9 protein-coding genes are annotated in these 12,961 nt (G+C 42.5%); 5 read left to right on the top strand and 4 right to left on the bottom strand.

Going from position 1 to position 12,961, the window contains the following annotated elements; translation table 11 throughout:
* Nucleotides 1–22: 22 nt before the first annotated feature.
* The 3 genes from GPM24_RS11070 to GPM24_RS11060 all read right to left on the bottom strand — a co-directional run bounded on the left by GPM24_RS11070 (nt 23) and on the right by GPM24_RS11060 (nt 2,782).
* The gene (locus GPM24_RS11070) at nt 23–769 is read right to left on the bottom strand and encodes a LytR/AlgR family response regulator transcription factor (protein WP_158826815.1); all 747 of its coding nucleotides are present in this window, start codon (nt 767–769) and stop codon (nt 23–25) included.
* A complete protein-coding gene (locus GPM24_RS11065; RefSeq protein WP_158826814.1) occupies nt 766–1,800 on the bottom strand; it encodes a sensor histidine kinase in 1,035 nt (344 codons plus the stop codon). Before GPM24_RS11065 ends, GPM24_RS11070 begins: the two co-directional genes overlap by 4 nt.
* 154 nt (nt 1,801–1,954) lie before the next feature.
* Nucleotides 1,955–2,782 carry a LiaF transmembrane domain-containing protein gene (locus tag GPM24_RS11060; protein WP_158826813.1) on the bottom strand — a complete coding sequence of 276 codons (828 nt, stop codon included), beginning with the start codon at nt 2,780–2,782 and terminating at the stop codon, nt 1,955–1,957.
* 200 nt (nt 2,783–2,982) lie between these two features.
* Between GPM24_RS11060 and GPM24_RS11055 the strand changes: the two genes are divergently transcribed.
* Nucleotides 2,983–3,963, top strand: a complete 981-nt coding sequence (locus GPM24_RS11055; RefSeq protein WP_199269725.1) for a c-type cytochrome — start codon at nt 2,983–2,985, stop codon at nt 3,961–3,963.
* A 147-nt stretch (nt 3,964–4,110) separates the two neighbouring features.
* Nucleotides 4,111–6,666 (top strand): PAS domain-containing protein, encoded by a 2,556-nt coding sequence (locus GPM24_RS11050; RefSeq protein WP_158826812.1) that lies wholly within the window; start codon nt 4,111–4,113, stop codon nt 6,664–6,666.
* 57 nt (nt 6,667–6,723) lie between these two features.
* Here the strand turns inward: GPM24_RS11050 and GPM24_RS11045 are convergent, their stop codons facing one another.
* The gene (locus GPM24_RS11045; protein ID WP_158826811.1) at nt 6,724–7,749 is read right to left on the bottom strand and encodes a LacI family DNA-binding transcriptional regulator; all 1,026 of its coding nucleotides are present in this window, start codon (nt 7,747–7,749) and stop codon (nt 6,724–6,726) included.
* A gap of 333 nt (nt 7,750–8,082) precedes the next feature.
* Between GPM24_RS11045 and GPM24_RS11040 the strand changes: the two genes are divergently transcribed.
* The 3 genes from GPM24_RS11040 to GPM24_RS11030 all read left to right on the top strand — a co-directional run bounded on the left by GPM24_RS11040 (nt 8,083) and on the right by GPM24_RS11030 (nt 12,939).
* Nucleotides 8,083–9,741 (top strand): glycoside hydrolase family 28 protein, encoded by a 1,659-nt coding sequence (locus GPM24_RS11040; protein WP_158826810.1) that lies wholly within the window; start codon nt 8,083–8,085, stop codon nt 9,739–9,741.
* 24 nt (nt 9,742–9,765) lie between these two features.
* On the top strand, nt 9,766–10,776 hold the full coding sequence (locus GPM24_RS11035; protein ID WP_158826809.1) for a pectinesterase family protein: 1,011 nt from the start codon (nt 9,766–9,768) through the stop codon (nt 10,774–10,776).
* A gap of 261 nt (nt 10,777–11,037) precedes the next feature.
* Nucleotides 11,038–12,939, top strand: coding sequence for a glycoside hydrolase family 88 protein (locus GPM24_RS11030; RefSeq protein ID WP_158826808.1), 1,902 nt, complete (start codon nt 11,038–11,040; stop codon nt 12,937–12,939).
* Nucleotides 12,940–12,961: the final 22 nt, after the last annotated feature.

Raw genomic sequence — 12,961 nt, 5'->3', positions numbered from 1 at the left:
TCTACTAAGCCGCTTCCTTATTTTACAAACCCAGCACCTGCCTAAGTTTCACATACCCACTTTTACTTACCGGTATTTTAGCACCGGATTTCAAGATAGCCAAATGAGTATCTTTCTCATAAGGATCAATACGCGTAATTTGCGGGATACTAATGATAAAAGAGCGGTGCACCCGCACAAACTGTCGGGCATCCAGCGTTTGCTCAAAAAAGCTCATGGTTTTATTTTTCAAGAAAGCGCCTTCGGCCGTATGAATGCTTACGTAGTCATCATCGGCCGATAAGTATTCTACGTCCTGCACAGGGATAATCTTAACTTTCGTGCCGGTTTTAACCACAATACGTTCATGCTGTGATGGCGACTGCGCAACAGCTTCCAGCAACTGTTCTGTCTGCTTGTTTGCCTGTGGCTGTATCACTGCCTGACTTAAGTATTTTTCGATGGCCTTATTGAAACGCTCGCGCGAAAAAGGTTTAAGCAGGTAATCAACTGCGTGAGCTTCAAAAGCTTTAATGGCGTATTCATCAAAAGCAGTGGTAAAAATTACCTGCGGTGGTTGGTCAACCAGTTCAAGCATTTCAAAGCCGTTTATTTTTGGCATCTGCACATCCAAAAATATCAGGTCGGGTTGGTGCTGCATAATGGCTTTGATGCCTTCAAATCCGTCACCACATTCCTGTAAAACCTGTATATCCTTAAAAGGCATCAGGTACTCTTGTACCACCATTCGGGCTAAAGGTTCGTCGTCAATAATAAGGGCGCGTTTCATGCTTGCGGAATCTTAATCAGGATGGTAAATATATCATCATTTGTGAAAGTTTCCACCAAATCATTCCGGGCAAATAACAAATAAAGCCGACGTTGTATGCCGCTTAAACCAAAGCCGGTGCCTTGGCGGGGCCGGGCGGTTTGTGGGTCGTATGGATTTTGCACCATTACCACCAGGTAGCTATCTTCCATTTCGGCACGTATACTTACGGTTACCTCGCCAGTGGTGTCATACAAGCCAAATTTAATGGCATTTTCAACAATAGGTTGTAAAAGTAACGGCGGCAGCATGGCATCGCCCGAATTCGTATCGCTGCTGATTTCGGTTTTGAGCCGATGTCCAAAACGAACTTTTTCAATTTCCAGATAAAGATTCAGGTGTTTCAGTTCGTCGCATAAAGTTACCTGCTTCTGCTCATCCTTGTTAAGGGTGCCCCGTAAAAAGTCAGATAGCTGGTGTATCATTTTGCGGGCTTCATCAGGTTTAAAGCCAATAAGCGCGTTGATGGAATTTAAGCTGTTAAAAAGGAAGTGGGGTTGTAGTTGCTGACGCAAATTGTATAGTTCGGCATCGCGTGCCAGCTGTTCGGCTTCGGCTTTGCGCTTTTCGTTTTCTTTCTGGTCTTGCAATACATACCATATCAGGCTTATCATGGCCATCCATCCTATGGCCATAAAGCATGAAAAGAAACGCAACAAGGTAGATTGGTTAATAAAAACATCATACGTCTGTCCTAATCCAAACATAGGCAGAGTAAACCTAACCAGTAAGGTGCAGCCACCTGCCAGTGCCAGGCACCAGAAAAACAGGTTGATATAGCTGCCCTTACCCGGCTGGTAATACCGCAAATTGTTGTTAATAAGCCAGCATGACGCCGCCAGGGGCAGGGTGCATGTTAAACTATCCGTAATGGCAACGTACCAGTTAAAGCCAAAGCTTTGCACTACGTAAGCTTGTAAACCGGCCCAGGCCAGTCCGCCTAAGGCAAAAGCGATGTTCAGTTTACTGAATACGGTTGTTGATGTAGCCATTTTGGCAAAAAATTGCGGTCAGTTAAAGGTGATTGATTGAGGGTGATTGATGGAGTACGACTTAAATCTTTAAACGTGTTTGGATAAAGTTTTAAAAATCGTGTGAATGCTGACGATTACTAAATACCAGTTCATAATGTAAAGATTTTAGAGGTTAATAACTACGTATATCTACACCTGCAAAAATGGAGGTGCCTTTAATTACCAATAGTTTATCTGGGCTTTGCGGGGTTGTTTTATTAAAACGTTTATCATCAACACCGGCAAATATCACTGCCTGATCAGACACAATTTGCCAGTGTGGTGGTACAATCAGCTTTAAGCCGCCAAATACTTGTACAATGTCCAGTACCACGCGGCCGTTAATATCAGCCTGGGTAAGATCCAGTTCCGATCCGCCAAAAATGTTTACAATATCCCCGCCTCTGAAATTTTTAGACAGAATCGTTTTTTTTTGGTTGCTAAATACCGTTACTGAATCTACAAAGTCTTCGCCGTAGGGTGGTGGCGTATTTGTATTGGTTTGATTGGTGTAAGTATTGTCTGTACCGGCAGTAGGTGCGTTAGGGTCAGGTACGGTATAATCTACTTCCGGAATGTTTGAAAAATCAACAGTTTTTTTTTGAGTCCAGTGGTCAGGGTCTTTATGATTATTTCGTTTTAAAATAAACCATAAACCTAAAGCTATTAATACCAGTGGCCATACAAACTGGCGCAAATCAAACCCGTCAAAAATTCGGTTCAGTAAAAAGATACTGCCTATTACCACCATAATAAGCCAGGCCGAATTACGGAAGTTGTTTTTGGCGCCTATATAAAGGCCTATAATAATTAACAAGCTCGGAAAACTAAATATCCAGCTTGGAAAAAAGAAAAAGGTAAACTGCTTTAACAAAAGCAAGCCGCCTACAGCTAACAAAATAAATCCGGCCACGGCTTTGCCATTATTTTGTGGGCGGTTAGGATATGTTTCGATACTCATTGTAGTAGTATTAAATATTCTTTGTTGCTTCAAATGTACATCAACAACTAAATTGAGCCAATACAAAAGTGGTAACCGGGTTTAAGTTATCGGTAAACGGCGGTATTTTGTCGGTGAGAAATTCTTTGTGTAAAAAAATATCGGTAAAAAGTGTAAGTATTTACTTAAATTTATAATCAGTTACCTTACATATCACAATCATGAAAATGAAAAAGCCCGGCAAAGCTATATTGCTTATTTTGTTGGTGGTACTTGTTGTAATTACATCTGGCCTGGGCTATGTGCGCTATTTTAAGCCTGATGTAGGTGCAGCACCACAAATCAAAATTATAAGCAATCCGCAAATGATAGAACGCGGCCGCTATATGGCTAATCATGTTATGTCGTGCATAGATTGCCATAGCACACGTAATTTTAGCGAGTTTGCAGGGCCAATGGTAGCTGGTACCGCCGGTAAAGGCGGCGACCGATTTGGTCCCGAAGTTGGATTTCCCGGAACCTTCTATGCGCCTAATATTACACCGGCCGCTTTAAAAAGCTGGACGGATGGTGAGCTATTTCGAGCCATTACCACCGGTGTTCGTAATAATGGCGAACCTATTTTTCCGGTAATGCCTTATCATTATTATGGCCGGGCCGATTCTGCCGATGTTATTGCGGTAATTGCTTACCTGCGTACGCTGCCTGCTATTGAAAATGAGGTACCTGCATCTAAAGCCGATTTTCCGGTCAACTTCATTATGCGTACCATGCCTGCAAAAGCGCACTTGCAGCCTAAGCCGGATACGGCTAATCAGTTGGCTTACGGTAAGTATCTGGTAAGTACGGCGGCCTGCCAGGATTGCCATACACAGGTGAACAAAGGCGAGCTTATAGCCGGATTGGAATTTGCAGGTGGCCGAACTTTTGATTTACCTACGGGTAAAGTATCATCGTCCAATTTAACGCCGGATGCTACGGGTATTGGTAGCTGGACACCCGAACAGTTTGTAAGTCGTTTTGCCCGGTTCCGCACCGAAAGCGCTACACATCAGGTAGTAAGAGCCGGCGAGTTTAATTCTATCATGCCCTGGACCATGTACGCGGGTATGACAGACAAGGATATAAAAGCTATTTTTACCTATCTTAAAACACTAAAACCCATCAAAAATCAGGTGGTGAAGTTTGTACCTAAGGGTTAAATAAATTGGTTGCATTTATTATTTTTGACGATAACTCTGCCGATCCGCTTAGCTGCATTTTATGAAAACAAAATATTGCTGAGGAATATTTAACTAACAGCCAATTACTTATTTCCTAATTCTTTATTTCTGACCAATTATATCTTAATGGTAACAGAGATTTTATATTCGCTGAAACAATATCAGACTATGTATGACAGCCTGACGGATGGCGTATTATTGTCAGACGCGCAAGGCAAATGTTTATACATCAACCCAAGTTTCACCGAGCTATTCAATGTTGATTCTTTAAATGTAATCGGTAAATCTGTAAATTGCTGTTTGGAGTGCATCCGGTTACCGTTAGTTTATAAATCGTATCAGCAAGCAGTAAAAGAGCAGTGCAAACAAACTGAAACCTATGCACATGAGGTAACACAGGCATTATATAAAGTTACGGTGGTGCCTGTTGATGATTACTTTGTAACCTTATTTGTACGGAGCCATATTGTAGAGAATAAAAGTTACCAGAATTTAACAGATAGTCACGGGTTTCTTGAGGGTGTATTTAACGCCCCCAACGTCGGACTGATAGTTTACCAGGCGGTTCGTAACACGGATGGAAAAATAGTTGATTTTACGCACCTGCTTATCAGCAAGAAAACTGAGGAAATGCTGCGTCAAACCAACCTGTCCGGTAAAACGATGGCAGCATTGCTTAAAAACTATTGTGAGCGGCAGTTTAATTCATTGTGCCAGGTGGTTAATACTGGTGAACTTAGAAATTATGAGCTTGATTATAAAACTCTGGAAGGAGACAGGTGGCTTCAAATATCCAATGCTAAATATAAGGATGGTGTAATACACGTTTGGGATGATATAACCAACCGTAAAATAGCGGAGCAAGAATCACTTCGTGCCAAAAACTTACTCGAGGCAATTTTCAACACCTCTAACACCGGCTTGTCGGTAATGCAAAGTGTTCGTGATGATCAGGGCCAGATTGTTGACTTTATTTACAGTTGGAATAATAAAGTTATAACAAATATGGCTGGTGCAGATATTACCGGAAGGCGTATGCTCGAAACATTTCCGTCAGCTAAAGATTTGGGTATTTTTGATGAATACGTGCAGGCTGTGACGGTAAGTGGTTTTGCAGATATTGAACGATCTTTTAAAGCCAGTGGTATTGATGGCTGGTTCAGGTGGACGGCCGTAAAGCTGGATGATGGCTTGTTTGTAACTGTTGAAAACATAACAGAGCGTAAAAAGAAAGAAGAAAATAAACTGCGTGACCAGGCTATCTTACAGCAATCCGAGCAGTTAGCACAGCTGGGTAGCTGGGATTATGATATGCAAACCGGCGTTTACCGTTGGTCTGAAGGGATGTATAGCCTGTTTGATCTGAAAGCAGGTACACCGGTAACACCCGAAATATATCTAGCCTTTGCTACCATAAGCTGCAAGCCTATTGCCAAGCGAATTGTTGATGCCATTAGAAGTGGCTATTCGCCTTTTGAAGAAACGCTGGATATAGTGGCCAATGCACAAATCAAAACCATTAAAGTAAGGGGGCAGATCATCCGTTCGGCCACGGATGATTTGCTTCAGGTGGTAGGTGTTGACTGGAATATTACGCATACCAGGCAAGCGGAGGCCAGGATAAAAGAAAACGCCGATTTAATACGCGGAATAGCCGATGCTGCGCCCGATATGCTGTATGTAATTGATCTGCGTACTATGCGTATGGTATATGCCAACGGCAACACTACCCGCATGTTCAACAAAACGGTCGAACAAATCAGAGCTCTAGGAATGCTGTTTTTTGATGCCGTTATTCATCCAGATGACAAAGAGAAGTTTAAAAACAACATTGAACAGTTGCGCAATGCCGACAGCCACGAGGTGAATGAACTGATTTACCGAATATTTGACAGCCGGGGTGATATCCATTGGGTAAAAACCCGCCGTACGGTTTACAAGCGCAATAAAACAGGCTTGGCTACACACGTAATAGGTGTATCACAGGATATTACGCCACAGGTATTATTACATGAGCAAAATAAGCAACTGGAAGAACGTAAACAGAAAGAGATATTAACAGCAGTTTTAAGTGCGCAGGAAGAAGAGCGAAAGCGAATTGCCGAAAGCTTGCACAATGGACTAGGGCAGTTGCTATATGGTGTTAAAATGAACCTGGAGCAGGTTAATCTGACTAAATATGGTGTTGATATTGAGGAAATACAATCTGCCCGGCAGTTAACCGGACAATTGCTAAGCGCTGCTATCAAAGAATGCAGGCGGATATCGCATGAGCTTACACCCAGTATATTAGAAGATTTTGGCCTGAGGTATGCCATTCAGGATGTATGCCAGCAGTTTGGCAGAACCATGCACACACAATGCCATTTTGAAGGCATGTATTATAAAGTTGAACCTTACCTAGAAATTGCCATATACCGTATTGTACAGGAACTGGTTTTAAACGTAATTAAACACGCCCAAGCCGATAGGGTAGATGTAACTTTAATTTATAAAAGAAAAAGTATCATCATAACAGTGAAAGACGATGGTGTGGGCTTTGATAGTAAAGAAGAACAAAAGCAGGGCATTGGTTTAAAAACCATCCGCAACAAAATAAAGCTTTTAAAAGGGAACATGGTTGTTGCCTCGGCGCAGCATCAGGGCACAACTTTTAATATCACTATCCCCATTAAAAATTAAGTTAGTTAGTAAGGCCTGCGTTTTATTTAAATGTTAAATCAAACCAGCCGTTTTTATCTACTTCAAGGATGATTCTCTGATAATTAATTCAGTATCTACCTGTTGATTACTGTATTCATAAATCGGATGTTTGCTTTCGATCGTTTTAATCAGCAGTTCAGTAGCGAGTTGTCCCATCTGAAAAGCGGGCTGGCGCACTACGGTTAAAGGTGGGTTAAATGATTCAGCTACGTCTGAGTTGGTAAATCCGGCCATGGCTAAATCATTTGGAATTTTTAATCCCATTTTTCTAATTACGGGCAAACAGGTAGTGGTCAGCCGGTCGCTGGTACTAATGAGGGCGTCTGGACGCTCGGGCAGGTTAAGTAATTCATGCACGGCCATTTCCACTTCATCCAGTATCATACCGCCGTGATCGCAGTGTTTAATATATTCCGGTAAAAACGGAATGTTATACTTTTCAAGCGCAGCTTTATAACCAGCTACCCGTTCAACACTAATAAGCAGATTTTTAGAGTTAGTGATGTGTGCTATTTTGGTATGGCCGGTATTTATCAGATGCTCGGTAGCTTCAAAAGCGCCTTTGAAGTTGTTGGCCGTTATTTTATGGGTGTTTACCTGCTCGGCAACCCTGTCAAAAAATACAATAGGAAATCCTTTATCATGCAGATATTGGTATGGAGCAAGATCGGTGGTAGAGGCAGATAGTGATACCAATAGTCCGTCAACATGGCGCGACAGCAAATGCTGCACATTGGTTGCCTCACGTGCGGCCGATTCATGTGTTTGGGTAATGATAACATGATAGCCTGAGTTGTAAGCAATAGATTCTATACCATTAATAGCCTGCGAAAAATAATTGTTGGCTACCTCGCAAACCACTACGCCTATAGAGTGGCTTTTTTGCTCTTTTAAGCTAAGCGCAATAGGGTTTGGGCGATAGTTAACTTTTTCGGCATATTCCAGCACCAGTTTCTTGGTTTCGGCACCTATTTCATAACTGCCGTTTAAAGCACGCGAAACAGTAGAAGTAGACAAGCCCAATGCTTTCGCAATATCCTTTATGGTGTACGATCCAAACATAATCGGTTGCTAAAATAGATTTATTTCAGATATGCATACAACCTTTTGTTGCTGCTATAACACACCAGGTGATTTAAAACGATTAGTGATATAAAACATTGCCAAACTTTTAACTTCAGCAAACAACTATAATCAGCAAAAACGTTATTAGTAGTAAATACAGGTTATATAAATACGATGAGTTTCCGGGAACGATTGCATGATTTTAATTAATCATATCCTTTTTTTTATTACTTCGAGTAACTAATCTTGTTCGTGATTAGCTCGTTGCTCTCCTAACAATACCGGAGACATGTTAGCTATTATAAACCAATATATAACCAATCAGAGCCCATGTTTAACAGCCCAAAAAAGTTTTACATCGCCGCATTGCTACTGGCTACTTGTGGATATACATATGCACAAGCACCGGCATATTCCTGGAAAAATTTGCCTAAGGTATTGCGTCCGGTATTTAAAAAAGATACCATTAACGTACTGAAATATGGTGCCAAGCCCGATGGTGTTACGCTAAATACCAAAAGCATTAACAATGCTATTGCTGCATGCAGCGCCGAAGGTGGCGGTGTGGTGCTGGTACCGCAAGGCTTGTTTTTAACCGGGCCAATTGTATTAAAAAGCAATGTTAACCTGCATGTAAGCCGGGCCGCTTTATTGCAGTTTACGGCAGACAAAAGCCAGTATAAAATTATAGAAGGCAATTGGGAAGGGCATGCCGCCTACCGTAACGAGTCGCCGATATCAGGTACTAACCTGGTTAACGTGGCCATCACCGGCGAAGGTGTGATAGATGGCAACGGTGAAATTTGGCGAGCTATTGGCAAAGACCGTTTAACCGAAGAGGAGTGGAAACGCAAAGTAGCATCAGGTGGTGTGGTGAGCGAGAATGGCAGAACTTGGTACCCGTCCGAAGCGTATGCCAAAGCCGCTAAAACACCGCGCGCCGGTTACATCGAACCAGGGTCAAGTGCTGCTGCAAACGAGCAGTATAAAGATTTTTTCAGGCCCAACATGCTGGTGTTAACCAACTGCAAAAAAGTATTGTTGCAAAATGCCACCTTTCAAAACTCGCCAGCCTGGTGTTTGCACACCTTAATGTGCCAGGATTTAACCTTGCAGGGTGTCAAAGTTCGCAATCCCTGGAATGCACAGAACGGAGATGGTATTGATGTGGAATCATGCAAAAACGTAATGATTGACAACAGTACGTTTGATTGTGGTGATGATGGTATTTGTGTGAAATCGGGCCGTGATGATGAAGGGCGTAAAAGGGGCATGCCGACAGAAAACATGATTGTTAAAAACAGCGTTGTTTACCGTGCGCACGGCGGCTTCGTGATTGGTAGTGAAATGTCGGGCGGTGCACGCAATATTTTTGTGACCGATTGTACCTTCATGACCACTGATATTGGCTTGCGCTTTAAAACCACCCGTGGCCGTGGTGGCGTGGTCGAAAATATCTTTATTAAAAACATTGCCATGAAAGATATCATCACCAGCGCTATTCTGTTTGATATGTACTACACCGGCAAATCGCCAACAGAAGAAGAAATGGCTAATGATAACAATATTCCGCCGGTTACCGAAGCTACACCACAGTTTCGCAATTTTTATGTAAGCAATGTGGCCTGTAACGGTGCCGACAGAGGCTTGATGGTAAGAGGCCTTCCCGAAATGAGCATTAAAAATATCAACCTGGAAAACATCACGCTAAAGGCTAAAAAAGGTATTGATATCATAGAAGGCAACGGCATCAACCTTAAAAATGTATATGTAGAAGCGGTTGAGAATAATCCACTCATCAGCGTGGTAAATAGTAAAAACATTAAATTTGATAATCTGCGTTACGGTGCAGCAACCGAGTTGCTTTTTAAAATAAGCGGTAAAAAGTCAGAAAACGTCCAGGTAATCAATACCGATACATCAAAAGCCAAAAGTAAAGTCGAGTTTAAAAACGGAGCAGAAAGCAAAGTGCTGACCGCTGCCAAATAATAAGATCAACTACAAAATTTCACAATGAAAAAGCTTAGGCTATTTATTGTTTTATTATTGAGTACCGGCAGGCTGTTTGCGCAGTCTGCCGGTTTGCCTACTGATATAATCGTAGCACAGGATGGCAGCGGAAAATACAAAACAATTCAGGAAGCGGTTAACGCCGTTCGCGATTTAGGTCAGCAGCAGGCAACCATCCATATTAAAAAAGGTGTTTATCACGAGAAGCTGGTTATCCCATCTTGGAAGACTAAAATATCTTTAATTGGTGAGGATGCCATCAACACCATCATCACCAATAATGATTACTCGGGCAAACCAGTACCCGGAGGTACAGATGCCTATGGCCATAATAAAATGAACACTTTCACTTCATACACGGTGTTGGTTCAGGGTAACGATTGCCATATTCAAAAGCTTACCATTGAAAACAGTTCGGGCAGGGTAGGCCAAGCCGTTGCCTTGCACGTAGAGGGGGATCGGTTCATTATTAAAAACTGTCGTTTACTGGGCAACCAGGATACCTTATATGCAACCACCGAAAACAGCCGGCAGTATTATAAAGATTGTTATATTGAAGGCACTACCGATTTTATTTTTGGCGAAGCTACGGTGGTATTTCAAAGCTGTACTATTAAGAGCTTGATGAATTCGTACATCACGGCAGCAGCTACCACGCCCCGCCAGGCTTATGGCTTTGTGCTGTTAGATTGCAAGCTGATTGCGGATACAGCAGCCCAAAAAGTTTTTTTAGGCAGGCCTTGGCGCCCTTATGCTAAAACCGTATTTATCCGCACCGAAATGGGTAGCCACATTGTACCCCAGGGCTGGGACCCTTGGAAAGGCGATGCCATGTTCCCGGAAAAAGAGAAAACCGCTTATTACGCTGAGTATGGCAATACCGGACCAGGGGCAGCTACAGCCAGCCGCGTCCCTTGGTCTAAACAGTTAAAAAGTAGTGAAGCTAAGCGCTACACCGTTAAAAATATTTTGGCTGGTAAAGATGATTGGGATCCAACTGCGGCATTGTTTTGAACTGAAAATTTGCCTTGGTTAAGCTAGTGGCCAAAGGATACCGACATAAAGCTTAGTTATAACTGTGGATAAGTACAGTATTAAGCTTGAAATAATGAAAACGTTACCGGGAACGATTGCATGAAAAATTATTCTTTTTTGCGTATACTGACCTGAAAATATAGTTAGAATTGTAAAACAACAGGTTATTTTAATAACCAATATAAACAACCGGAATAAGTTCGCCAAACTTATCCTAACAGATTGGGTAGAAAACATTCCATGAAAAAAAAATATTTACTGTGTTTGTTACTGCTGTCGGGCACATCTGTGCTTAAGGCGCAAAGCCTGCAGTGGGCACAAAAAATGGCTAATACCGCCATGAATTTATGGAGCGATACGGCAAGTAACAGTCGGTGGACCTATGAGCAGGGTGTGGTATGGCAGGGCATGAAAAGCGTTTGGATGCAATCGGGTGATGCACGTTACATTAAGTATGTACAGCGTAGCGCCGATCGTTGCATCAATGCAGATGGCACAATACGTACTTATAAAGCTGAGGATTATAATATTGATAATGTAATGAGCGGGCGCAGCCTGCTTACCCTTTACCGGGTATTAGGTGCCGAAAAATACTATAAGGCGGCAACCACCCTGCGCGAGCAGTTAAAAACTCAACCCCGTATACCGCAGGGTGGCTTTTGGCATAAAAAGCGTTATCCTAACCAGATGTGGCTGGATGGCCTGTACATGGGCGAACCGTTTTATGCCGAATACGCCAGTACATTTCATGAAACTGCCGACTTCGATGATATTGCCAACCAGTTTGTTTTGATGGAAACAGCTGCCCGTGATGCTAAAACAGGGTTGCTATACCATGGTTGGGATCAAAGCAAAAAGGAACGTTGGGCTAATCCGCAAACTGGGTTATCGCCTCATTTTTGGGGTCGCGCTATAGGCTGGTATGGTATGGCACTGGTAGATGTACTGGATTATTTTCCGGCCAATCATCCAAAACGTCCTCAATTGATATCCATTTTAAACCGTTTGGTAGTGGCTATGCAAAAATACCAAGACGCTAAATCGGGCGTATGGTACCAGATCGTAGATAAAGCCGGTGCTAAAGGTAACTATCTGGAGGCATCTGCATCATGCATGTTTGTTTATACTTTAGCAAAAGCTGCCCGCGAAGGGCATATCCCGAAAAAGTATATACAGGTGGCACAAACCGGTTACAGTGGCATCATCAAACAATTTATTACCACCGATGCTAACGGGCAGGTAAACTTAAACGGTGTATGCAGTGTAGCTGGTTTAGGCGGCAACCCATACCGCGATGGCAGTTATGAGTACTACATTAGCGAAAAGGTAACTACTAATGATATGAAAGGCGTAGGCGCTTTCATGATGGCCAGCGTCGAGGTTGATCGCTTGGCCCACTTGTCAGACGCCAAAGGTAAAACTGTACTGCTTGACAGCTATTTTAACAACGAACGCAAAAAGGATGTCACCGGCGCAGTGTTACCATACCATTATAAATGGGAGGGTATGGATAATAACGGTTTTTCGCTGTTGGGTTACCTGTTTAACAATTACGGTGTGCAAACACAAACGTTGTATGATGCGCCAACAGCCGCTAACCTGAAAAAAGCGAACATCTATTTAATTGTTGATCCGGATATTCCCAAAGAAAACCCGGATGCTAAATACATTGAGCAACCGCACATTAAAGCCGTAAGCGATTGGGTACAAGAAGGCGGCGTATTGCTGGTGTTGAATAACGATACCGGCAATGCCGAGTTCAAACACTTGAATGAGCTAATGGCAAAATTTGGTATCTACTATAACGAAAATAGTGTGAACCATGTGGTAGGTAGCCAGTTTGAGCAAGGTGCGGTAACTATTCCAGCCGGCAATGAGGTGTTTAAAACCGCACGTAAAATTTATATCAAAGAAATCAGCACGTTTACGCTAAAAGCTCCGGCTAAAGCTGCCTTGAATCATCAAAACCAAATTGTGGTGGCTACTGCCAGGTATGGTAAAGGCGCCGTTTTAGCCGTTGGCGATCCATGGTTTTACAATGAATACCTGGATGGGCGCAAATTGCCGGCAGAAATGGAAAATTATAAGGCTGCCAATGATGTAATTGCTTGGTTGATTAAACAAATTCCTGCAAAAAGGTAATAAGAACCAATACTTTACCTGC

This window comes from Mucilaginibacter lacusdianchii, assembly GCF_009770985.1.
Taxonomy (GTDB): domain Bacteria; phylum Bacteroidota; class Bacteroidia; order Sphingobacteriales; family Sphingobacteriaceae; genus Mucilaginibacter; species Mucilaginibacter lacusdianchii.
Note: the sequence above shows the minus strand (reverse complement) of the source record. Positions and strands in the feature narration are given on the sequence as shown.